Raw genomic sequence first — 22,891 nt, 5'->3', positions numbered from 1 at the left:
CATGCCGACGGGGTTTCGTTCCGGCCTTGCAGGACCCGCATATCACGAGGTGGGGGCAGAACAGCGCCATGGCACAGGGCACGGTCCAGGTGACGCACACCGGCACCTCGCGGTGGCGGCGCCGCACGGGTGAGTACGCATCGCTGGCCGCCGCTCTGGAAGCGGCGGGCGACGGTGACGTCCTCACTGTCGCTCCGGGCACCTACCGGGAGAACCTGGTGGTCCAGCGCGCGGTGACGCTGCGCGGCCCCGAGGGATTCCCCGGCTCCGTACGCATCGCGCCGGTCGACGGAGTGCCGCTGACCGTGCGCGCCTCCGCCGTGGTCCAGGACCTGCATGTGGAGGGCCAGGACTCGGCCGCGCCCGCACTTCTCGTCGAGGAGGGCACCCCGGAGCTTCTGGACGTGCGGATCGTGACGCGCTCCGCCGCCGGGATCGAGGTGCGGGGCGGCGCCCGTCCGACGGTCCGTCGCTGCACGGTCGACAATCCGGCCGGTATCGGCATCGCCGTACTGGACGGCGGCGGCGGGGTTTTCGAGGAGTGCGAGGTCGTCGCGGCGGGCCAGTCGGGCATCGTCGTCCGTGGGGGCGGCCGTCCGCGCCTGGAGCGCTGCCGGGTCCATCACGCCTCCGGTGCGGGCCTGTCGGCGACCGGTGAGGGCTCGTCGCTGGAGGCCGTCGGCTGCGAGGTGTACGAGGTCAAGGGCTCCGGCGTGCAGATCACCGGGCGGGCCACAGGCCATCTCACCGACTGCGATGTGCACCGGACGACCGGGGACGGCATCACCCTCGACACGGACGCGGTGCTCACGCTGGCCGACTGCCGTATCCACGACATCCCGGAGAACGCGGTCGATCTCCGCTCGCGTTCGGTCCTCACGCTGACGCGCACCACCGTGCGGCAGTTCGGGCGCAATGGTCTTTCGGTCTGGGACCCGGGCACGCGAGTGGACGCCAACCAGTGCGAGATCTTCGACAGCACGGGCGACTACCCCGCGGTGTGGATCAGCGACGGCGCCACCGCGGTACTCGACTCGTGCCGGGTGCACGACGTGCCGGACGCCCTGTTCGTCCTCGACCGCGGTTCCCGCGCGGACGTCGTGGACAGCGATCTCTCGCAGGTGCGGAACACAGCAGTGTCGGTCAGCGACGGCGCGACGGCGCAGCTCGACGACTGCCGCATCCGGGACGCCGCGACGGGCGCCTGGTTCCGTGACCACGGCAGCGGCGGCACCCTGTCCGGTTGCACCGTGGACGGCACCCAGACCGGCGTGATCGTCACCAAGGGCGCCGATCCCACCATTGAGCGCTGCACGGTCACCTCGCCCGCCGAGGCGGGCTTCTATGTGTCGGCGGGCGGCCGGGGCAGCTTCCACAACTGCCGGGTGACGGACAGCGGAGGCTACGGCTTCCATGTGATCGACGGCGCCCGCGCGACGCTGAAGAAGTGCCGTACGGAGCGGTGCGCGCGCGGGGGTTACGAGTTCGCCGACGCCAATGCCGCACAGAGCGGAGGCGACGGACCGGTCATGGAGGACTGCACGAGCGACGAGAGCGCGGGACTGCGGTCCCCCGCGCACGAGATCGCCGTACAGAAGACGCCAAGTGCGACCACGGGCCTGCTCGGCGCGATCCCGGGCCAGCGCACCACCGAGCAGGAGCCCCTCGTCGCGGTGCAGGAGCCCGAGCAGCCGACACGTTCGTCGCAGGACGTCCTCGGTGAACTCGACACGCTGGTGGGCCTGGAGAGCGTCAAGCGCGAGGTGCGCGCCCTGACCGACATGATCGAGGTGGGCCGCCGCCGCCAACTGGCGGGCCTCAAGGCGGCCTCCGCCCGGCGCCACCTGGTCTTCACCGGCTCCCCCGGCACCGGCAAGACCACCGTCGCGCGGTTGTACGGCGAGATCCTCGCCTCGCTCGGCGTCCTGGAGAAAGGGCATCTCGTCGAGGTGTCCCGGGTGGACCTGGTCGGCGAGCACATCGGCTCCACGGCGATCCGCACGCAGGAGGCGTTCGACAGGGCGCGCGGCGGGGTGCTGTTCATCGACGAGGCGTACGCGCTGTCGCCCGAGGACTCGGGCCGCGACTTCGGTCGCGAGGCCATCGACACACTGGTGAAGCTGATGGAGGACCACCGGGAGGCGGTGGTGGTCATCGTGGCGGGTTACACGGCCGAGATGGAGCGTTTCCTCACCGTCAACCCCGGGGTGGCGTCCCGCTTCTCACGGACCATCACCTTCAGCGACTACGACCCCGAGGAGCTGCTGCGGATCGTGGAGCAGCAGGCCGAGGAGCACGAGTACCGGCTGGCCCCCGGGGCGCCCGAGGCGCTGACGAAGTACTTCACGGCGATCCCCAAGGGACCCGCTTTCGGCAACGGCCGCACCGCACGGCAGACGTTCGAGGCGATGGTGGAGCGGCACGCGGGGCGGGTCGCCCAGCTCACCGAGCCGAGCACGGACGACCTCACCCTCCTCTACTCGGAGGACCTCCCCGAGCTGCCCTGAGGCGGGCCGTCGTCCCGAAGACGCGGGGCGGCCGACGCGCTGCCGTCCTTCCGCGCGCGTGGAAGCGGCACCTCCGGTGTCAGCCGGGCCAGCAGCTCTTCCCTCTCGACGGCGAAGGCGGGGTCCGCCTGGTAGTCGGAGTGGCCCAGGATCGGCGCGGGCAGCGGGTGCTGTGTGGTGCGTCCGTAGGCCAGCGGATCCTTGAGGGGCTCCCGGTCCACCTCAGGCCCGCACTCCCCCGCCAGCCGGACGCTTCCGCCGATGGGGTCGCTGAGCCGGTACAGATTGCGCCAGCAGGCGACGTCACGGTGCAGGGAGGCGAGGGCGGCCGGGCCGAAGTGGGCCGGGAACCAGCGCCCGTACAGACGCTCCAGGGGTGAGCCGTAGGTGAGGAGCGCGACCCGCCTGCGTACGGACGGCTGCAGCTGCCAGGCCGCCGCGGCGGCCAGCACACTGCCCTGGGAGTGACCGGAGATGACGAGCCGCCCGCCGGTGGCGCGGGTCCAGGTGGCCATGCGCCAGGTCAGGTCTGGCACGGCGCGCTCGGCGTAACACGGCGGCGCGAAGGGGTGGGCGGCGCGCGGCCAGAAGGTGCCGACGTCCCAGAGGATGCCGATGGTACGGCGGGCCGCCGGGTCCTTGTAGGCGCGGCGGCCCCAGGTGACGAACAGGATGAAGCCGAGGCCGATCAGCCAGGAGCCGAGCGCCTGCGCGGTCTCGGCCGCGCCCTGGACGAACGCGTACGTCCCGTGGGCGGCCTCGCTGGGAGCGTCCTCGGTCGCCAGCGCGCCGGCCAGCGCGGCGGCGCCGAGCAGCCAGGTCACGGAGGAGATGACGGCAATCAGGAGGGGCGCCCTGTCGGTGAGGGAGGCCATCGCGCGGGTGCTCGCGATGTCGCGCGTACGGACGGGGTCCTGGGGCTCGCCCTCGTAGTCGAACTCCACGGCGTCCATTTCCCGCTTCCGCAGCAGCCAGGTGCGCCAGGCCAGCCAGCCGATGAGGAAGGCGAGCACGACGAGGAGTACGGGGATGGTGGATGCCTGCCAGGTCAGCAGGACGGGCGGCCCCGGGATCGAGCTCCGAGTGCCGTCCAGCCAGTCGGCGACGCGCTGGGACACCCCTCCGGACATCACGCCGCCCAGTGCGCAGGCCAGCATGGCGACGGCTGGACCGGCCAGTCCGCGCATCGCGGTACGTGTGTCGGGCCGGGCGCGGAACAGGATGTGGGCCACCACGCCCAGCACGATGACGAGCAGCCCCTGGAGGAGAGCGATACCGCCGAAGGTCATGTCGCCGGGCAGCCGCCCCTGCGAGTGCCAGCCGGGCCGCGACCAGCCGGCGTAGAAAAGGGTCAGGGTCAGCAGGATGACGGAACCCGTGGGCAGCCAGCGCACCAGGGGCTGGTCGAGTTCCTCGTCGAGGCGGTTCTCGGTGCGGCCCCTGCGGCACACCACCCACACCACGACGACGAAGCCCGCGACGAGGGTCAGGTCCAGGAGCAGGCCCAGGGTCGCCAGTACGCCGGCCCCCTGGGACGTGCGGTCGTAGCGTGCGGCGGAGGTGCCGACGGCGGCGGCGACCGTCAGCAGGCCCGCGGCGGTGTGCGCGGCACGCAGCCGGGCCACCAGCCGTCGCCCGTACCAGAATCCCGGCCGGCCGAGCCCTGACCGGCCGGTCTCCTCGTCGGGCTCCGCCTTACGGGACATCGGCTGCTGCGACTCGTAGGCACTCCAGGTCCGGTGGGACAGGTACCACAGGAGGACGGTCAGCGCCGTGGGCACCAGGGAGGCCAGGGCGAGGCGGCGGCCCGGCTGACTCCACCAGCCGTCGTCCGACGCGGCCGGTGAGAGGAACTCCAGCCAGGAGTGCTCCGCGGCGCACGCGCGCGTGCCCGCGCACTGCCAGGCGGCCAGGTCGAGGGCGACCTCGCAGGCGGCGGCGACCAGGAGCACGGTGAGGGTGAGTCCGGCCAGACGGACCAGCAGGCCGTACAGGCGGACCGTGCGTCTGCGGCCCCGGGTGGTGGGACGCATCCAGTGCGCGAGGTTGACGACCATGAAGGGGAGCAGTAACAGCCACAGGGCGCGGGAGCCGTTGCCCGACGTGAGGTTGCACCACACGTAGGCCTCGGGCACCGGTTGGCTCCGTGGGGTGTCAGGGTGCTGCTCGGCGTCGGCGTCGGCGATGCGCCGGTAGACGGCCGCCGTCTCGTCGCCGGTGACGCGCACCGTCCGTGGGTCGTCGAGCATCCCCTCGGGTGAAGCTCCGCCCACTCCGTGAACCAGGAGTTCCAGGGCGGGCGCGGCCGCTTCGGGCCGCTGTTCGGGGCTGCGGAGCTCCCCTGTCGAACCGTTTTCCCGTGCAGCTTCCACCGCTTCGCACTTCCCCCGTGCCGCATGTATCCCATGTGTCATGTGCAGGTACAAGGATCCCGCCCGCGGACGGTGTGTGCACCCGTCGTCACTGAATCTCCCCGATACGTGTGACACCACCGCGACGGGAGTCTGTACGAGCAGTGGCGCGGCTGTCGGTGACCCGTGCGAGGATGAGGCGTCCTGAAGCCCTCGGACGGGGAGAATGTCCACGTGGGAGTGGGTTCGGGCGGAGTGCCGACAGGTTTGGACGAAAGGAACCGGAGCGGACGTGAGTGAGAATCAGAACCTCCTCGCGGAGCAGCGTCGTGCCCTGATCCTCGACGAAGTACGCCGCCGTGGCGGCGTCCGCGTGAACGAACTGACCCGCAGGCTCGGCGTCTCCGACATGACGGTCCGCCGCGATCTCGACGCCCTCGCCCGCCAGGGCGTGGTGGAGAAGGTGCACGGCGGGGCGGTGCCGCTGGTCGAGGCGAGCACGCACGAACCGGGTTTCGAGGCCAAGTCGGGCCTGGAGCTCACCGCCAAGGAGGACATCGCGCGCGCCGCCGCCGAGTTGGTCGCGCCGGGCACGGCGATCGCGCTCTCGGGCGGCACGACGACATACGCGCTGGCCCAGCATCTCCTGGACGTCCCTGATCTGACCGTGGTCACCAACTCGGTGCGGGTGGCGGATGTTTTCCATTCGGCGCAGCGCGTCTCCGGCCAGCGGCAGGGCGCCGCCACGGTCGTCCTGACGGGCGGGGTGCGCACGCCGTCCGACTCACTGGTGGGGCCCGTGGCTGATCAGGCCATCGTGGCGCTCCACTTCGACGTGCTGTTCCTGGGTGTGCACGGGATATCGGTCGAGGCCGGACTGTCGACGCCGAATCTGGCGGAAGCCGAGACCAACCGGCGGCTGGTGCAGTCCGCGCGGCGTGTCGTCGTGGTCGCCGACCACACCAAGTGGGGCACGGTGGGCCTGAGTTCGTTCGCCGCACTCGAACAGGTCGACACGCTCGTCACCGACGCGGGTCTGCCGGCCGATGCCCGCGAGGAGATTTCGGAGCACCTCAGGCGCGTGGTGGTGGCCGGTGAGCCCGGAGACGGTACAGACACCTGACGGTCCGCCGGTTATGGTGCCCCTTCCCTCGCCGCCGTGCCGGTGCGGGAGCGTTCCGTCATCGCCCGTTTCCGCCCGGGACCGTGTCCCGCCAGGGGGTTTCGCACATGGCACGCCGACTGCGCCCGGTAGGACCGGAGTTCATCGAGAGCGCTCCGGTGCGTCTGGTGTTCGCCAGGGTGGTGACGGCGTCCCCGGAGGCGGTCTTCCACGCGCTCGCCGAGGATGTTCCCGGCTGGACCGAGTGGTTCTCGGCGGTGACGCTCGCCCGGCCGACCGAGGACGGCGCCGGGCGTGAGATCCGGCTCCGGGGCGGCATTCGTTTCCAGGAGACGGTCCTCGCGGCCACGGCTCCCGAGGTGTACACGTACCGGGTGGACGTCACGAACGCGCCCGGGGCCCGCGCCCTGGTCGAGGAGTGGCGGCTCACGCCGGCCGGGGCGGGCACGCGGGTCCAGTGGACCTTCGTCACGGACGGCACAGCGTTCTTCCGGCTGGCCCTGAGGCTGAGCCGGGCAGGGCTGGGACGAACGTTCCGCGACGCGGTGACGGCGCTGGACCGGCGACTGGCGTCGACGAACGGCTGACGTATGCGTGATCGTCCCGGCGGCGGCTGACCTCTCGACAACCGTCTGACCGGCACAAGACCGTCCCAGCGGCGTCTGACCTCGACAAAAATTCTCACCGGTACGAGACCGTGTCACCGGTGTCCCACCGGCGCCTGACCGTCCCACCGACGTCCCACCGGCACCTGACCACCCCACCGACCTCCCACCGGCACCTGACCACCCACCCCAGCGGCGTCTCACCCACGCCAGTCCTGCCAGACGCCCGTCTCCAGCAGCGACGCGATCGCCCTCGTGTACGGCTCGATGTCCAGCCCCTGTTCGGCCAGCCACTCGTCCGAGTAGTACTTGTCGAGATACCTGTCCCCGGGGTCGCACAGCAGCGTCACCACACTCCCCGTACGCCCCTCCGCGACCATCTCGGCGACGATCTTCAGTGCGCCCCACAGGCCGGTTCCGGTCGAGCCGCCCGCCTTGCGGCCGATGGCCCGTTCCAGCGCGCGTACGGCAGCCACACTGGCCCCGTCCGGCACCTTCATCATCCGGTCGATGGCGCCGGGCACGAAGCTCGGTTCCATCCGCGGCCTGCCGATGCCCTCGATACGCGAGCCGCAGTCGCAGGTGACGTCTGGGTCGCCGGTGGTCCAGCCCTCGAAGAAACACGAGTTCTCCGGATCGGCGACACAGATACGGGTGTCGTGCTGCATGTAGTGGACGTAGCGCGCGAGGGTCGCCGACGTGCCGCCGGTGCCGGCCGTGGCGACGATCCACGCGGGCTCCGGGAACCGTTCCAGCTCCAGCTGGCGGAAGATGGATTCGGCGATGTTGTTGTTGCCGCGCCAATCCGTCGCCCGTTCCGCGTAGGTGAACTGGTCCATGTAGTGGCCGCCGGTCTCTGCCGCGAGGGCGACGGACTCCTCGTACATCTTGCGGGAATCGTCCACGAAGTGGCACCGGCCGCCGTGGAACTCGATGAGGCGGCACTTCTCGGCGCTCGTCGTGCGGGGCATGACCGCGATGAAGGGCACGCCGATGAGCCCCGCGAAGTAGGCCTCGGAGACGGCCGTCGAGCCGCTGGACGCCTCGATGACCGGGCGGCCCGGGCGGATCCAGCCATTGCACAGTCCGTAGAGGAACAGTGAGCGGGCGAGCCGGTGTTTGAGGCTGCCCGTGGGGTGCGTCGACTCGTCCTTCAGGTACAGGTCGATGCCCCAGTGCTCGGGGAGCGGGAAGCGCAGCAGATGCGTGTCGGCCGATCGGTTGCCGTCGGCCTGCACCTTGCGTACGGCTTCTTTGAGCCAGGTCCGGTATTCCGGGTCGCTGTGGTCGACATCGAGGGTTTCGCCGGTCCGGGTCTGCTGAGGGGTGGTCACGGCGGGCTCCTTCGGGTTGTGCCGACGCCGGATCGCGAGGTCGGACACCTTCGATCATAGGCACCTTCCGCACGCTTCTCACCTGCATAAACATGCCTTTGAGCACCCCAAAGGCACCCGAGGGGCAGGAGTGTGCGGGACGGCGGGGGCGCATCCGGACAAGTACTCCCGTTCCCGTCACTGCACCGCCATGCGCACTGGTGCTCGCTGCCCGGTGCGGGCAGACTGCACCGCGGGAACAGGGACCGGCAGCACAACGCTCATCGAGAACGAGCCGGTCCCTCCCGGTGAGGTGCACACTGGATCACGGCACAGCACAGCCGAAGCGCACAAGGGGGCGGGGCATCATGGCGGAGCCGGAGTTCACGGCCACGGGCGTGCGGATCGGGAAGAGGCTGCGTTCACTCACCCGGGCCGGACAGGTCCGGATCAGTGACGGCAGGCTGGAATTGCTCACCAGTTACGGGAGCGAGATCGACAGTGCTCCCGTCCAGGCGGTGCGCGCCTCCAAGCCGTGGTTCGCGCCCGAGGACCGGGCGTTGGCGGATGTCAACGGCACCCGCTACTCACTCACCCTCGGCGAGCACGACCCCGCACCCGGCAAGCCTGGCCCGCCCTCGGCCCGCCGTTTCATAGAAGCCGTACGCAAGGCGGCAGGACGCAAGCACTGAAGTCACGGCGACGGGGCTGCGGGGCTGCGGGGCTGCGGGGCTGCGGGGCTGCGGGGGCAGAAGTACCCGCGGAGTTGCAGGACCGCACCCCTTGAGTCACTCTGTTCTCACATCACTACTCTGGGTTTACCGGCGATAACGCTGCGAACCAGCCCGCCGGCCACGTCAGCAGGCGGCCGTTGCACTCAGCCACTCTGCTGGATCCGATCTCCGTCTTCTTCCGGACCTCAATTCGGGGAGTCGCAGCCGTGATCAGCCAGCCAAGCAGGCATTGCACGGTGGAGCTCCAAGCCCTGCCGTCGCGGATCGGCCAGGTCCGCAGAATCGTATCTGCGCAGTTGCGCTACTGGCATCTGGACCCCTTGATAGACCCGGCCGCGCTCGGTGTGACCGAGTTGCTGACCAACGTCCATCGGCACGCCCAGCCCGACAAACTGTGCACCGTGAAGATCGAGCTGCTGCTCGACCGGCTCACGGTCTCGGTGCACGACCACGACCCCCGCCTTCCCGAGGTTCGGGACGCGGACTCCGCCGCCACCTGCGGACGTGGCCTCGCGCTGGTCGCCGCGGTCAGCGAGAGCTGGGGGGTGCGTCCCGACGGCGAGTCCGGCAAGGTCGTGTGGTTCACCCTTCCGGCGCCGGAGCCCGCCGTGGCGATGCCCGTCCTTTCCCCGTACGACACGGCATGCGAGGCCCCACGCCTGCACCCGGTCGGCGGTCGCAGGCCCGAACACGCTCCCGCCCGGTCCGCCGTTGCCGGCTGACCGGGCGGTGACACCCTCCTCGTACGTCATTCGGTGGCGATGGCGCGCAACACGTCCAGGCGTGCCGCCCGACGTGCCGGACGCAGGCCCGCGAGGCCTCCGGCGGCGAGGCCGACCAGGGCGACCACGACCAGTTGCACGGGCGGTATCGCGAAGGCGAAGGCGCTGTCGCTCGCGCCGTCCGAGGCCTTGACGAGCACCCAGCCGAGGAAGCCGCCGAGGGCGAGGCCGCCCGCCGTACCGAAGGCGGCGACCAGGACGGATTCCCAGCGGACCATGGCGCGCAGCTGCGCCCGGGTCTGTCCGACGGCCCGGAGCAGGCCGAGTTCGCGGGTGCGCTCGTGAATCGCGAGTGTCAGGGTGTTGGCGATGCCGAGCAGTGCGATGAGCACCGCGAGGGCGAGCAGGGCGTAGACCAGGGTCAGCATCATGTCGATGCCGCCGGCCGAGGACTGCGCGTACTCCTCACGGGTCTGCACCTCGGGACTGCCGTACTGGTCGGCGACCTTCTGCACCGCGGCCTTGCCGTCGGCCGCGCTCACGCCGTCCTTGAAGGAGACGGCGACGAGGGTGTCGGCGTCCTGGGTGCGGTGCGGGTTCCAGGCGGCGCGGGTGATGACGTAGTCGCCCGCGAGTTCCGACTGTCCATAGACCGCGCGGACGGTGAACGGCTCCTTCTCGCCGTCGATGAAGGCGAGTTGGGCCGTGTCGCCGACCTTGAGGTGTTGTTTGTCGGCCTCGTTCTCGGTGATCGCGATGCCGTCGGTGCCGAGGTCGTCGAGCGAGCCGCGTACGTCGCCGAGGTCGAAGACCTTGCCGAGAATGACCGGGTCGGTGACGGTCAAGGCCCGCCCCTTGCCGTTGACCTCGGCGACCCCACGGCCCAGGCCGACGGCGTTCTCGACCGCGGGCTGCCCGGCGATCGCGGGTGCCAGCTTCGGGCTCAGACCGCTGCCGCCCGCGCCGAACGACGGGGTGCTGACGGCGACATCACCCGCGAAGGACCGGGAGACCGTCTGGTCCATGGTGGCCTTGAGCGAGGCGCCGAAGACCGTGAACAGTGAGACGACGGCGACACCGATCATCAGGGCGCTCGCGGTGGCGGCGGTCCGCTTCGGGCTGCGCAGGGCGTTGCGCCGGGCGAGTCCGCCGGTGACACCGCGCAGCCTGTCGAGGGGCATGCCGAGGACCCGTACGGCTGTCGAGGACGCGACGGGACCGAGGACCACGAAGGCGACGAGGGCCAGGACGGCGCCCAGGCCGGCGAGCCACAGGGACGGACTCGCCAGCACGCCGAACAGCGTGATACCGATCGCGAGCGCGGCCAGACCGCCACCGACCACGGCGCGGGTGCTGGAGGCCCCGGACTGGTCGACGGCCGTCTCGCGCAGCGCGGCCAGCGGTGCGGTACGTCCGGCACGGACGGCGGGCAGCAGCGCGGAGCCGAGGCAGACGATGACGCCGACCGCGAGCGGCAACGCCATGGACAGCGCGCTGATCACCAAGTCGCCCTCAGGGAACGGGAATCCGATGGCCGGGAAGAGCGCTTGCAGTCCGGCCGCGATGCCGATACCGGCGACGAGTCCCGCGACCGACGCGATCACCGCGACGGCACTCGCCTCGATGAGCGTCGAGACGGTCACCTGACGGCGTGAGGCGCCGAGCGCACGCAACAAAGCGTTCTCACGGGTGCGTTGGGCGACGACGATCGCGAAGGTGTTGTGGATGGAGAAGGTCGCGACGAGGAGCGCAACGCCGGAGAACACCAGGAGGAAGGTGGTGAAGATGCTCAGGAACTGGCTGGAGATCATGTCGGTGTTCTCCTGGGCCGACTCCTGGCCGGTGATCGCCTCAACTCCGGTCGGCAGTACGGGCGTCAGAGCGGAGACGAGTTCCTCCTGGCTGACTCCGGGGCCGGCCCGCACGCGGATGTTCGCGGCCTCGCCGGGCTTGGCGGTGAGGTACTTCTCGGCGTCGGCCCGGGTCATGCCGGTGAAGGTCACCTGGGCCATGCCGTCCTCGCCGCCGAAGGTCGCGAGGCCCACGATCGTCACCTTGACGGGGTCGGGGGTGCGCAGCGTGGTGGTGTCGCCGATCTTCAGGTCGCCCTTGTCGGCGGCGCCTCGGTTGACGACGACCTCGCCGGACTTCGACGGGGCGCGGCCTTCGGCGAGTTGGTAGGCGTTGAGCTCCGGGTCGTCGATCCAGTTGCCCGCGAGGGTGGGCGGTCCCTGGCCGCCGATGGGCTTGCCGTTGGCGCCGATGAGCTGGCCGGCGCCCTGGATGTCGGGCACAGCGGCCGCCACGCCCGGGGTCTTCTCGATCGCCGACACCAGGCCGGTGTCGACGGGCTGCCGGACGCCTTCGCTCTCGCCGGGGGTGGTGATGGTGTCGGCGCTGCGGACGACGGCGTCGGTGCCGCTGCTCGCGTTGCCGAACATCGTGTCGAAGCCGGCGCGCAGGGTGTCGCCCATGACGAGTGTTCCGGCCAGAAAGGCGACACCGAGGACCACCGCGAGGAACGTACCGGCGAAGCGTCGCTTGTGGGCGCGCAGGGAGGAGACGCTGATGCCCAGGGAGGCGTTCATGACGGCGCCCCCTTGCCGTCGAAGGCCTTCAGCCGGTCCAAGACCCTGTCCGCCGTCGGGGATTCCATCCGGTCCACGAGGCGGCCGTCGGCGAGGAAGACGACCTCGTCGGCGTGCGCGGCGGCGACGGGGTCGTGGGTGACCATGACGACCGTTCGGCCCATCTGGCGCACCGCCCGGCCGAGGAGGCCGAGCACCTCCTCGCCGGAGCGCGAGTCGAGGTTTCCGGTCGGTTCGTCGGCGAAGACGACATCGGGCTGTCCGGCGAACGCCCTTGCCACGGCGACACGTTGCTGCTGTCCGCCGGAGAGCTCGCTGGGGCGGTGGTGGAGCCGGTCGCGCAGGCCGACGACGTCGACGAGCGCGTCGATCCACTCACGCGAACCTTTCGCCCCCGCGAGGTCCAGCGGCAGGGTGATGTTCTCCGCGACGGTCAGCGTCGGGACCAGGTTGAACGCCTGGAAGACGAAGCCGACGCGGTCGCGGCGCAGCAGGGTGAGGCGGCGGTCGTCGAGCGTGCTCAGCTCGGTGTCGCCGATGAAGGCCGCACCCGAGGTGAGGGTGTCCAGGCCGGCCGCGCAGTGCATCAGGGTGGACTTGCCGGAGCCCGAGGGCCCCATGATCGCGGTGAAGCGCCCAGCCGGAAAGCCGACGCTCACCCCGTCCAGGGCCCGCACGGCGGTGTCCCCGCTGCCGTACACCTTGACGGCGTCGGTGACACGCGCCGCCGCCTGAGTGACCGTCACGGTGGTCATGCCGCACCGCCCTTGGCCGTAGGCCCGAACTGCTCGTCCAGGACGGAGAGCCGCCGCCAGTACTCGTCTTCGTCGATCTCACCGGAGGCGAAGCGGCGGCCGAGCACGGCGATCGGCGCGTCACCCGTCGGGCGGGGGTCGGCCATGGCGCGCCACGGACCGCGACGGCCACGCCAGACGGTGCGGCGCAGGACAGTTGCGACGCCGATCACGACGGCCGCCCAGATGAGCGGGAAGAAGAGGATCCACGGCCCGGGGCCGCCGTCCCAGTTCGCCAGGGTCTGCATATCGGTCATCTCCTCTGCGGGACCGTTTCCGATCCACCGCGGGATGGGTTTTCGATGCCTTGAGCCTCGCTCCAGGAGGGGGTCCCGGTCGTCGTACGGCCAGCGGCACTGTGCGTACCTCCACGGGAGTACGAACCCTCCACTCGACTGCTCCCCCGGCCCCTCGACTTTTGTAACTACTAGTATGTACAGTACGGTCATGAGCACTCCGGAGCGGCTGATCGAGTCCACGCGCGAGCTGTTGTGGGAGCGCGGTTACGTGGGCACCAGCCCCAAGGCGATCCTGGAGCGCGCGGGCGCGGGGCAGGGCAGCATGTACCACCACTTCAAAGGCAAACCCGATCTGGCACTCGCCGCGATCCGCCGCACCGCCGAGGAACTGCGTGCTACGGCGGAGGGAGTACTGAGCGCGCCCGGATCGCCGTACGAGCGCATCGAGGCGTATCTGCGCCGCGAGCGCGACGTCCTGCGCGGCTGCCCCGTAGGGCGGCTGACGATGGACCCGGACGTGGTCGCGAGCGAGGAGCTGCGCACGCCGGTCGACGAGACGATCGACTGGCTGCGTGAGCGGCTGGCGGGAATCGTCGAAGAGGGCAAGGAACAGGGCGAGTTCGCCGCATCACTCGACGCGGAGGAGATCGCTGCGACGATCGTCGCGACCGTGCAGGGCGGCTATGTACTGGCGCGCGCCTCCGGTTCACCGGCCGCGTTCGACACGGGAGTTCGCGGACTGCTTGCCCTGCTCAGGCCGGACGGCGCCACCCAGTCGATTCCCCACTGAACCCTTCAGGAGGCACACGATGCACGCCATGCAGTACGAGCTCACGCTGCCCGCCGACTACGACATGGACGTCATCCGCGCTCGGGCGACGGGCAGGGGGCCGCTGCTCGACGACTTCCCCGGCCTCGGCCTGAAGGCGTATCTGATGCGCGAGCGCGGTGTCGACGGGTCGCCTGTCAACCAGTACGGCCCGTTCTATCTGTGGAACTCCCCGGAGGGCATGAACTCCTTTCTCTGGGGGCCGGGTTTCCAGGGTCTCGTCGACGACTTCGGGCGGCCCGAGGTGCGGCACTGGACCTGCCTGGCGTACGAGGAGGGGGTCGCCGCGGGTTCCACGGCCACGGTCGCCGTGCGGCGGCGGCAGAGCGTGCCCGAGGGGGTGCGGCTGTCCGAGGTGATGGCGGAGGCGGTTCGGGAGGCCGAGCGGCTGGCCGAGCTGGACGGTGCGGTGTGCGCGGCCGCCGTCGTCGATCCGCGTCACTGGGAGCTCGTGCACTTCTCGCTCTGGGACCACGACGTTCCGAAGGCGCCGGGTGAGGTGTTCCAGGTGCTGTACGTCAACACGCCCGAGCGCGACCGACTCCCGCGTGGCCGGCAGTGGTGACCGCGGTCCGTACCGTCCTCGGGGACGTGCTCCCCGAGGACTTGGGAGTGTGCGACGCGCACGACCACCTCTTCCTGAGCAGCCCCCGACTCGCCGGGCAGGAACTCGACGACGCCTCCGCCGCGCGGGCCGAACTGACGGCGTTCCGCGAGGCGGGCGGTGGGAGCGTCGTGCAGTGGACGCCCTACGGCATGGGCCGAGGTGCCGCGGACCTGCCGCTGATCGCCCGTGACACCGGCGTCCAAGTGATCGCCGCGACCGGACTCCACCAAGCGGCGCACTACACACCGGAGTTGCTCGCCGAACTGCGCGGCAAGCTGGCCGACGTCTTCGTCTCCGAGTTGACGACGGGCATCGGCACGTCGGGAGTCCGGGCCGGACTGATCAAGGTCGCGGGCGGCTTCCACGCCCTGGACGCGCACGCCCGCTGGACGATGACCGCGGCGGCCGAGGCTCACCACGCCACGGGTGCGCCGATCGCCGTCCACCTGGAGCTGGGCACGGGCGCACTCGACGTACTGGACCTGCTGTGCGGGGAGTTGGAGGTGCCTCCCGAGCGTGTGATCCTCGGGCATCTGAACCGCTCCCCGGACTTCGTGACCCATCGCCAGGCGGCCACGTCGGGCGCCTATCTCGCCTTCGACGGCCCCTCCCGCGCCAACCACGCCACCGACTGGCGCATGCCCGATGCCCTACGCACCCTCGCCGACGCCGGCTTCGGCGACCGTCTGCTCCTGGGCGGCGACACGACGACCGCCGCGGCTCGTTCGGTCAACGGCGGTCCGGGGATGCCGTATCTGCTGCGCCGGGTGCGGCCGAGGCTCGAACTCGCCGTGGGCGAGGGGCTGGTGGAAAACCTCTTCATCCACAATCCAGCCAGCGCCTTCGCCGTGGAGTGGTCCTGACATGCCCTTGGTTCGCTTAGACACGCTGGGAGCCGACACCGACCGCCTCGACGCGCTCGGCCGCGCCGTGCACGAGGCTCTCGTCGAGACGATCGGCGTCCCGCCCGACGACCGGTTCCAGGTCCTGGTCGGCCACGACGGCGTCCGCAGCACGCTGCGCTATGACGGCTACCTCGGCGTGCATCGCGGCGACGGCATCGTGTACGTGGCGATCACCATGCGCTCGGGACGGACTCCATCGCAGAAGCAGGCGCTCTTCAGACGGATCGCCGAGCTCGCCCAGGAGTATGCCGGCACCGAGCCACGGAACATGTTCGTCACTCTGACCGAGAACGCGTCGATCGACTGGTCGCTCGGCGACGGGGTGGCGCACTACTTCGACTCCTGAGCCACCGAAACGCCCACGGACAGGCGGAGCTTCGCCACACCCGAGCAGGTGGCCCCGCGCCGGCGGACCCTGCCCCGACCACTGGTCGAGGTGCTCGCGAGTCGCGCACGGCCCCTAGAGCGCCAACGCCCCCAACGGATCGTCCAGCACCGGCTGCCAGGCCAACTCGGCCGCTCCGACAAGGCTGTTGTGGTCCAGGGTGCAGGCGAGGATGGGTACGCCGCCGCTCTGGCCCCAGAGGCTTCGGGCGGCGACGACGGCTCGTAGGCGGCCGGGGTCGGCGTCGAGGAGGGTGCGGTGCAGGCCGCCGAGGATGATGCGGTCCGGGTTGAGGATGTTGACCAGGCCTGCCAGGCCGAGGCCGAGGCGGTCGATCAGGGCCTCGGTGGCCAGCCGGATGGCCGGGGCGGCGTACTGGTGGCGGATCAGGTCGTTGGCCTGCTGGAGCAGCGACACCTCGGGGCCGGGATCGAGGCCGGCCGCGATGAGGAAGGCCAACGGGTCCGCCTCGACGTCGAGACAACCGCGGCTGCCGCAATAGCAGGGGCGGCCCGCGGGGTTGACGGTGAGGTGGCCGACTTCGAGGGCGAGCCCCGAACTGCCCGTGTGGAGGCGGCCGTCGAGGACGAGGGCGCCGCCGACACCCCGGTGCCCGGTGGCCACGCAGAGCAGGTCGCGGGCGCCGCGGCCCGCGCCGTGCCGATGTTCGGCAAGGGCCGCGAGGTTGACGTCGTTGGCGGCGAACGCGGGCCCCTGGATTCCGGCCGCGCGCACCTTCTCGGCGAAGATCTGGCGCACCGGGGAGCCCGCGGGCCAGGCCAGGTGCAGCGGGTTGAGCGCGAGCCCTTCGGGTTCGGCGACGGCGGACGGCACGGCGAGTCCGGCGCCCACGCAACGCAGCCCCGACTCGCGGAGCAGCTCCGCGCCGACCTCGACGACGGAGCCGAGCACCTTCGCCGGATCGGCGTCGACCGTCTCGCAGCCGGGCGCGGTGGCGACGAGACGCCCGCCTAGACCGACAAGCGCGGCGCGGAATCCGTCGGCGTGCACCTGCGCGGCGAGCGCGACGGGACCGTCCTCAGCGACCTCCAGGCGATGCGAGGGCCGCCCCTGCGAACCGGCCGCCGCGCCGGGCCGCGCGTCGACCCTGATCAGCCCCAGGGCCTCCAGCTCCGCGGCCACCGCTCCCGCGGTCGCCCGGGTGACGCCCAGCTCGGCGGTGAGCACGGCACGCGTCGGCGCACGCCCGGTGTGCACAAGCTCCAGAGCGGGGCCGAGCGCCCCGCGCCCCCGGTCCAGCCGCGCCCGCGTGTTCCCTTCCCCCGCCGCCCGGGGGCCCGCCTTGCCGTTCATGAGGGCGAGTCTCCCATGATCCGCTCCTACGGTGGCCCCTCCAATCGTCTAGAGGCCACTCACCCGCAGCGTGATGTTCAGCCGTCCGGTCAGCCCCAACTCGCGCGGCGCCGTGTCCGCGTACACCCGTGGCACCCCGTGATACGCGAGCCGGGACGCCCCGCCGAACACGAACAGGTCACCGCTGCGGAGCTCTACATCGGTGTACGGCCGTGTGCGCGTCGCGGTGTTCCCGAACCGGAAGACGCACGTGTCGCCCAGGCTCAGCGACACCACCGGCGCGTCCGACCTCTCGTCGCTGTCGCGGTGCATGCCCATGCGGGCGTCGGCGTCGTAGAAGTTGATCAGTGCGACGTCGTACGCGGCCACCGAGGCCCCGGCTCCGAGGGCATCCCTGACCGCGCGGCGGCCGAGGTCGTCCAGCCACCCCGGGAACGGTTTCACGGGGCTGTCGTCGCCGTCGACGACCGTGCGGGCGTAGCCGTACGGATACCAGTGCCGGCCCAGGCAGACCTGCCGGGCGGTCATCGTGCCGCCGCCCGGGGTGCGGACCGTCCGCAGGCCGGCAGGCGGGCGGGCCCAGGCGCGGCACGCTTCCAGGAGCTGCCGTTGACGGTCGGCGTCGAGCCAGTCGGGCACGTGGACCGCGTCCGGAGCGATCTCCGTACGGTCCCGGGGGAACAACATCGACATCGGCCTGTCCTCGCCCACCGCGCTGAGCTGCGGCTCCGTTAGCCTTGACCTACGATGACCGACTCTATGGCTACACCCTGGGGCGAGTACGCACTCGCCCGTTTCCCCGAGGACACCCGCGACCAGCTGCGCGCCTGGGACGCCGCCGATACGTATCTGCTGCGGCATCTGGCGGAGAGCGGGACCCCGCTGTCGGGCTCGGTCGTGGTGGTCGGTGACCGGTGGGGCGCGCTCGCCACGGCGCTCTCGGCACACCGGCCGACGCAGATCACCGACTCCTTCCTCGCCCGCGAGGCGACGCGGGCGAACCTGGCGCGAGCCGGTGTCGAGGAGTCCGCGGTGCCTCTTCTCACCACACAGGACACACCTCCCGACCGCATCGACGTGCTGGTCGTCCGGGTGCCGAAGAGCCTCGGTCTCCTGGAGGACCAGCTGCACCGGCTGGCGCCCGGCGTGCACGAGGGGACGGTCGTGGTCGGCACGGGGATGGTCAAGGAGATCCACACCTCGACGCTGCACCTCTTCGAGCGGATCCTCGGCCCGACCCGCACCTCGCTGGCCGAGAAGAAGGCCCGGCTCATCTTCTGCACGCCGTTCCCCGGGATCGCCCGCAACTCCAACCCGTGGCCGTACAGCTACGAACTCCCCGACGGTGTCGGTGCGGTCTCCGGCCGGACCGTGATCAACCACGCGGGCGTCTTCTGCGCCGACCGTCTCGACGTCGGCACCCGGTTCCTCCTCCAGCACATGCCGCGCAGCCGCGGTCCCGAGCGCATCGCGGATCTGGGCTGCGGCAACGGAGTCGTGGGTACGGCGGCCGCGCTGGCCAATCCCGAGGCCGAGGTGCTGTTCGTCGACGAGTCGTACCAGGCGGTGGCCTCCGCACGGGAGACGTTCGCCGCGAACATCGAGGGTACGAAAGCGGAGTTCCGCGTCGGTGACGGGCTGACGGACATCGCCGACGGAAGCGTCGATCTCGTACTCAACAATCCGCCGTTCCACTCGCACCAGGCGACGACGGACGCCACGGCCTGGCGGATGTTCACGGACGCGCGCCGCGCGCTGCGGCCGGGCGGCGAACTGTGGGTGATCGGCAACCGCCACCTCGGGTATCACCTGAAGCTGCGCAGGCTCTTCGGCAACAGTGAACTCATGGCGAGCGACGCGAAGTTCGTGGTGCTTCGGGCCGTCCGGAAGTAGCGCCCCGCAGGGTGCGTGGCGAACCCCACACCGCACTACGGCGGTCCCTCATCCGCACGTCGACGGTCCCGCACCCTCGCGAGGGAGGTCGACGCCCTCGCGAGCGCGCCCTTCCTGCGGGGTGGAGCGCGGCCTCCGGACGTCACCCGCGCAGTACCCCGATGAGCCGCGCCACCGCCCCCGTCATCGCCCCCCGCGCCACGCCGAGGTACTCGCGGGAGTCCATGGCCGAGGGGTGGGCGGCGAGGAACTCCCGTACGGCGCCGGTCATCGCGAGGTTCAGGGCCGTACCGACGTTGACCTTGGCGATGCCGCCCACGACGGCCCTCGCCAGCTCATCGTCCAGCACACCCGAGGAGCCGTGCAGCACCAGCGGTACCTCCAGTACCGCCGTCAGCCGCTTGAGCAGGCGGTGATCGAGGGTCGCGGTACGGGTGGTCATCGCGTGCGAGCTGCCGATCGCGACGGCCAGGCCGTCCACGCCGGATTGGGCGACAAATGCGCGGGCCTCGGCGGGGTCGGTACGGGCGCCGGGCGCGTGGGCGTCCAGCGGAGCCGCGCCGTTCTTGCCGCCGACCTGGCCCAACTCGGCCTCTATCCAGAGCCCTTGGGTATGTGCCCAGTCGGCGGCGGCCCCGGTGGCGGCGAGGTTCTCCTCGTACGACAGCCGGGCGGCGTCGTACATCACGGAGCTGAAGCCGGCGTCGGCCGCCTGTCGGAGCAGGTCGTCGCTCTTGACGTGGTCGAGGTGCAACGCGACGGCTACACCGGCGCGTTCGGCCGCGGCGGTCGCGGCGCGGGCCAGCGGGAGGAGCCGTCCGCAGCGGAACTTGACGGCGTTCTCGCTGACTTGGAGGACGACCGGCGCCTCCGCCGACTCGGCGCCCGCGATGACCGCCTCGATGTGCTCCAGGGTGATGACGTTGAACGCGGCGACCGCGGTCCGCTCCTTGGCGGCGGCGAGGACGAGTTCACCGGTTGCGGCAAGTGGCACAACTCCTCCTTCTCATCGGGTGGTCGAGCCGACTCAGCCGGACGTCCGGGTGAGGATCACCGAGCGCGTGAGGTGACGCGGCCGGTCCGGGTTCAGCCCGCGGGCCGCGGCGGCCGCGACCGCCAGGCGCTGGACCCGGACGAGTTCGGCGAGCGGGTCGAGTTCGCCGGCCACCCACAGACCGCCGGTGGCGCGCACCTGTTCGGCCAGGCCCGGGGGCGCCTCGCCGAGCATCCAGGTGGCTGTCCCCCGGGTGGTGACGCTGATGGGGCCGTGCCGGTACTCCATCGCCGGGTAGGCCTCGGTCCAGGCCAGTGCCGCCTCGCGCATCTTGAGCCCGGCCTCGCCCGCGAGCCCGACGGTCCAGCCACGGCCCAGGAAGGTGAACTGCGCGCAGTCCATGAGCCCTTCGGGCAGCGGTTCCTTGAGGGCAGTACGGGCGTCGGCGACGACTGCGTCCGTGTGGAGACCGAGATGGGCGCGGAGCAGGGTGAGCGCGGTGGTCGCGAACCGGGTCTGCACGACGGACTGTTCGTCCGCGAAGCCGAGCACCACCACGTCGTCCGCGGAATCCACGACGGGTGTGCGCGGGTCGGCGGTGATCACTGTCGTACGGGTACGGCCCTTCAGGTCCCCTAGGAGTTCGAGCACCTCGGTGGTGGTGCCGGACCGGGTGAGGGCGACCACCCGGTCGTACGAGCGGCCGCCCAGGAACTCCGACGCGGCGACGGCATCGGTCTCTCCCTGGCCCGAGCGTTCGCGCAGCGCGGCGACGGCCTGCGCCATGAAGAAGGAGGTACCGCACCCCACGATCGCGACCCGCTCCCCCGCCGCGGGCAGTGCGCCACCGTGCGCCGCGGCCTCCTCGGCGGCGAGGATCCAGCAATCGGGCTGGCTGTTGAGCTCGTGCTCGACGTGGGTCATTGCACACCCTCCCATCGATGCTTGTTTGTGCAAGATATAGCGAGCTTTCAAGCACAAACAAGCATTCTGACGCGTGAAAGGTGCGCTAAAGGTGCGCTAGGGTCACGGAAGATCGAGGAACGGAGTGTGCGGATGTCGCGCGACGCCCGCTGGAAGACACTGCTGGATCTGCTGGTCGAGCGGGGTCGGCTGGATGTCGAGGAGGCCGCGTCCGAGCTGGCGGTGTCGGCCGCGACGATCCGGCGTGACCTCGACCAGCTCGCCGAGCAGCAGTTGCTCGTCCGCACCCGGGGCGGCGCGGTCGTGCACGGCGTCTCGTACGAACTGCCGTTGCGCTACAAGACCGCTCGGCACGCCTCCGAGAAGCAACGGATCGCAAAGGCGGTGGCCGCCCTCGTCACGCAGGGCGAGGCGGTGGGCCTCACCGGCGGCACGACCACCACCGAGGTGGCGCGCGCTCTCGCGGTGCGGCCCGACCTCGCGTCCGGTACACGCGCGCTGACGGTGGTCACGAACGCGCTCAACATCGCCAACGAGCTTGCTGTGCGCCCCCAGTTCAAGATCGTGGTGACCGGCGGGGTCGCGCGCCCTCAGTCGTACGAGCTGATCGGTCCCCTCGCCGACGGTGTACTGAGCCAGATCACCATCGACGTGGCCGTGCTCGGCGTGGTCGCCTTCGACGTCACGCACGGCGCGGCCGCCCACGACGAGGCGGAGGCCGCGATCAACCGGCTGCTCTGCGAACGGGCCGAGCGCGTGATCGTCGCCGCCGACTCCAGCAAGCTGGGCCGGCGCGCCTTCGCCAGGATCTGCGTGGCCGAGTCGGTGGACACGCTGGTGACGGACACGGCGGTGAGCGAGGAGGCGGTACAGGGGTTCGAGGAGGCGGGGGTCAGGGTCGTGGCCGTCTGACCGCCGTAACCGGCTGCCGGTGACTGACGCCCGACGCCCACAACTGGCGGCGCAGTGCCTCGCGTCCGACCCCACAACCCGACGGCACGGTGCCTCCCGTCCGACCCCCACCACTCGCTGGCACGGCGCCTCACGCCCGACCGCCGGAGCCGGCCGGCCGGCTCCGGCTTGCGTCCGGTCGCCCTGGACGGACGGCTGTGGCTCGGTGGTCGGCTCGCGGTGGGGGGCGTGGGTCGGGACACTGCTGTCGGAGGTGCCGGGCTGTGCCGCCGGGCACCTGAAGGTTCCAACCGACCGAAGGAGACCGGACGATGAGTGCATTCCCCACCGCGCGATCGGTACGGACCACGCCGGAGGGCCTCCTGTGGGAGCCCAGTGAACGCTGGGTACGCGGCCGCAAGGGCGACGTCACCGTCGTCGACAGCCATCACCCCGTCCTCGTGTGGGAGCCCGCACTGCCCGTTCCGACGTACGCCTTCCCCCGCGAGGAGGTCCGCGAGGACCTGCTCCGCCCGGCCAAGAATCCTCCGACCGGCACGCACACGGGATCGCGGATCTTCTACGACCTCGAAGTCGACGGCGAACCGGTGGAGAACGCGGCCTGGACATTCCCCGCCGACGATCTGGCCGGACACATCGCCTTCGAGTGGTTCCGGCGCAGCGGCCGGGGTCTCGACCACTGGTACGAGGAGGAGGAAGAGATCTTCATCCACCCCCGGGACCCGCACAAGCGGGTCGACGCCCTGGCGAGCAGCCGCCATGTCCGGGTCGAGATCGACGGCACGGTCGTCGCGGACACCCGGCGTCCAGTGCTGCTCTTCGAGACCGGTCTGCCGGTGCGTTACTACGTGCCGCGCGAGGACGTACGCCTCGATCTCCTCGTCCCGACCGACCACCGCACCGGGTGCCCCTACAAGGGGACGGCCGAGTACTGGTCGTGGCGGGGCGACGCCGACGTGCCCGCGAACCTCGTCTGGAGCTACCCGGAACCGCTACCCCCGGTGGCCACCATCACAGGGCTCCTGGCTTTCTACAACGAGGCGGTGGACATTACGGTGGATGGAGAGCGCGTGGAGCGCCCCGTCACTCCGTTCAGCAAAACGTTGTCGACGAGCTGACCGCCGGTCACTCGACCGGCCGGTTCCACCCACG

Annotated in this window: 21 protein-coding genes; 12 read left to right on the top strand and 9 right to left on the bottom strand. The window is 71.0% G+C overall.

From position 1 onward, the window contains the following. Positions 1-68 precede the first annotated feature (68 nt). Complete coding sequence (locus ACFYPC_RS23800; RefSeq protein ID WP_388679586.1) at positions 69-2,507, top strand: right-handed parallel beta-helix repeat-containing protein; 2,439 nt, start codon at positions 69-71, stop codon at positions 2,505-2,507. Here the strand turns inward: ACFYPC_RS23800 and ACFYPC_RS23795 are convergent. Next, positions 2,477-4,879 (bottom strand): hypothetical protein, encoded by a 2,403-nt coding sequence (locus ACFYPC_RS23795; RefSeq protein WP_388679584.1) that lies wholly within the window; start codon positions 4,877-4,879, stop codon positions 2,477-2,479. The genes ACFYPC_RS23800 and ACFYPC_RS23795 overlap by 31 nt on opposite strands. A 271-nt stretch (positions 4,880-5,150) precedes the next feature. Here ACFYPC_RS23795 and ACFYPC_RS23790 point away from each other — a divergent pair, with 271 nt between their 5' ends. Continuing rightward, a complete protein-coding gene (locus ACFYPC_RS23790; protein WP_388679582.1) occupies positions 5,151-5,981 on the top strand; it encodes a DeoR/GlpR family DNA-binding transcription regulator in 831 nt (276 codons plus the stop codon). Between the two features lie 107 nt (positions 5,982-6,088). After that, positions 6,089-6,568 carry an SRPBCC family protein gene (locus tag ACFYPC_RS23785; protein ID WP_388679580.1) on the top strand — a complete coding sequence of 160 codons (480 nt, stop codon included), beginning with the start codon at positions 6,089-6,091 and terminating at the stop codon, positions 6,566-6,568. A 218-nt stretch (positions 6,569-6,786) separates the two neighbouring features. Here ACFYPC_RS23785 and ACFYPC_RS23780 read toward each other — a convergent pair whose 3' ends face one another. Next, a complete protein-coding gene (locus ACFYPC_RS23780) occupies positions 6,787-7,920 on the bottom strand; it encodes a PLP-dependent cysteine synthase family protein (protein WP_388679578.1) in 1,134 nt (377 codons plus the stop codon). Positions 7,921-8,267: 347 nt separating this feature from the next. Here ACFYPC_RS23780 and ACFYPC_RS23775 point away from each other — a divergent pair, with 347 nt between their 5' ends. Then, positions 8,268-8,591, top strand: coding sequence for a hypothetical protein (locus ACFYPC_RS23775; RefSeq protein ID WP_385728938.1), 324 nt, complete (start codon positions 8,268-8,270; stop codon positions 8,589-8,591). A gap of 248 nt (positions 8,592-8,839) precedes the next feature. After that, on the top strand, positions 8,840-9,355 hold the full coding sequence (locus ACFYPC_RS23770; protein WP_388679575.1) for an ATP-binding protein: 516 nt from the start codon (positions 8,840-8,842) through the stop codon (positions 9,353-9,355). A 26-nt stretch (positions 9,356-9,381) separates the two neighbouring features. On the opposite strand, the gene ACFYPC_RS23765 is transcribed toward ACFYPC_RS23770, so the two are convergent. The 3 genes from ACFYPC_RS23765 to ACFYPC_RS23755 are packed head-to-tail and all read right to left on the bottom strand — an operon-like array spanning position 9,382 to position 12,985. Continuing rightward, entirely contained in the window at positions 9,382-11,943 is a 2,562-nt protein-coding gene (locus ACFYPC_RS23765) for an ABC transporter permease (protein WP_388679573.1), read from the bottom strand. Beyond that, entirely contained in the window at positions 11,940-12,698 is a 759-nt protein-coding gene (locus ACFYPC_RS23760; protein WP_388679571.1) for an ABC transporter ATP-binding protein, read from the bottom strand. The genes ACFYPC_RS23765 and ACFYPC_RS23760 overlap by 4 nt, the downstream gene beginning before the upstream one ends. Beyond that, on the bottom strand, positions 12,695-12,985 hold the full coding sequence (locus ACFYPC_RS23755; RefSeq protein ID WP_388680060.1) for an SHOCT domain-containing protein: 291 nt from the start codon (positions 12,983-12,985) through the stop codon (positions 12,695-12,697). The genes ACFYPC_RS23760 and ACFYPC_RS23755 overlap by 4 nt, the downstream gene beginning before the upstream one ends. Positions 12,986-13,169: 184 nt before the next feature. Here ACFYPC_RS23755 and ACFYPC_RS23750 point away from each other — a divergent pair, with 184 nt between their 5' ends. From ACFYPC_RS23750 to ACFYPC_RS23735, 4 genes are read left to right on the top strand one after another with little or no spacing between them, the layout of a single operon-like run. Beyond that, the gene (locus ACFYPC_RS23750; RefSeq protein WP_388679569.1) at positions 13,170-13,766 is read left to right on the top strand and encodes a TetR/AcrR family transcriptional regulator; all 597 of its coding nucleotides are present in this window, start codon (positions 13,170-13,172) and stop codon (positions 13,764-13,766) included. A 19-nt stretch (positions 13,767-13,785) separates the two neighbouring features. Next, entirely contained in the window at positions 13,786-14,370 is a 585-nt protein-coding gene (locus tag ACFYPC_RS23745) for a DUF4865 family protein (RefSeq protein ID WP_388679566.1), read from the top strand. Continuing rightward, positions 14,367-15,275, top strand: coding sequence for a phosphotriesterase (locus tag ACFYPC_RS23740; protein WP_388679563.1), 909 nt, complete (start codon positions 14,367-14,369; stop codon positions 15,273-15,275). The genes ACFYPC_RS23745 and ACFYPC_RS23740 overlap by 4 nt, the downstream gene beginning before the upstream one ends. A 1-nt stretch (position 15,276) precedes the next feature. After that, positions 15,277-15,663 (top strand): tautomerase family protein, encoded by a 387-nt coding sequence (locus tag ACFYPC_RS23735; protein ID WP_388679560.1) that lies wholly within the window; start codon positions 15,277-15,279, stop codon positions 15,661-15,663. A gap of 114 nt (positions 15,664-15,777) precedes the next feature. On the opposite strand, the gene ACFYPC_RS23730 is transcribed toward ACFYPC_RS23735, so the two are convergent. Continuing rightward, on the bottom strand, positions 15,778-17,016 hold the full coding sequence (locus ACFYPC_RS23730) for an ROK family protein (RefSeq protein ID WP_388679557.1): 1,239 nt from the start codon (positions 17,014-17,016) through the stop codon (positions 15,778-15,780). Positions 17,017-17,064: 48 nt separating this feature from the next. Next, positions 17,065-17,709, bottom strand: a complete 645-nt coding sequence (locus ACFYPC_RS23725) for an alpha-ketoglutarate-dependent dioxygenase AlkB family protein (RefSeq protein WP_388679554.1) — start codon at positions 17,707-17,709, stop codon at positions 17,065-17,067. Between the two features lie 66 nt (positions 17,710-17,775). Here ACFYPC_RS23725 and ACFYPC_RS23720 point away from each other — a divergent pair, with 66 nt between their 5' ends. Next, positions 17,776-18,909: a methyltransferase gene (locus ACFYPC_RS23720; protein ID WP_388679551.1), complete on the top strand. Its 1,134-nt coding sequence runs from the start codon at positions 17,776-17,778 to the stop codon at positions 18,907-18,909. A gap of 142 nt (positions 18,910-19,051) precedes the next feature. Here the strand turns inward: ACFYPC_RS23720 and ACFYPC_RS23715 are convergent, their stop codons facing one another. Together ACFYPC_RS23715 and ACFYPC_RS23710 are read right to left on the bottom strand one after the other, a co-directional pair. Then, positions 19,052-19,903 (bottom strand): ketose-bisphosphate aldolase, encoded by an 852-nt coding sequence (locus ACFYPC_RS23715; RefSeq protein ID WP_388679548.1) that lies wholly within the window; start codon positions 19,901-19,903, stop codon positions 19,052-19,054. Between the two features lie 33 nt (positions 19,904-19,936). Further along, on the bottom strand, positions 19,937-20,827 hold the full coding sequence (locus ACFYPC_RS23710) for an SIS domain-containing protein (RefSeq protein ID WP_388679545.1): 891 nt from the start codon (positions 20,825-20,827) through the stop codon (positions 19,937-19,939). Positions 20,828-20,959: 132 nt separating this feature from the next. Here ACFYPC_RS23710 and ACFYPC_RS23705 point away from each other — a divergent pair, with 132 nt between their 5' ends. Then, the gene (locus ACFYPC_RS23705; protein ID WP_388679542.1) at positions 20,960-21,739 is read left to right on the top strand and encodes a DeoR/GlpR family DNA-binding transcription regulator; all 780 of its coding nucleotides are present in this window, start codon (positions 20,960-20,962) and stop codon (positions 21,737-21,739) included. 311 nt (positions 21,740-22,050) lie between these two features. Beyond that, on the top strand, positions 22,051-22,857 hold the full coding sequence (locus ACFYPC_RS23700) for a DUF427 domain-containing protein (RefSeq protein ID WP_388679539.1): 807 nt from the start codon (positions 22,051-22,053) through the stop codon (positions 22,855-22,857). Positions 22,858-22,891: the final 34 nt, after the last annotated feature.

This window comes from Streptomyces sp. NPDC005808 (genome assembly GCF_042871385.1).
Taxonomy (GTDB): Bacteria; Actinomycetota; Actinomycetes; order Streptomycetales; family Streptomycetaceae; genus Streptomyces.
The sequence above is the reverse complement of the archived record's forward strand: the minus strand, read 5'-3'. Positions and strand labels throughout refer to the sequence as shown.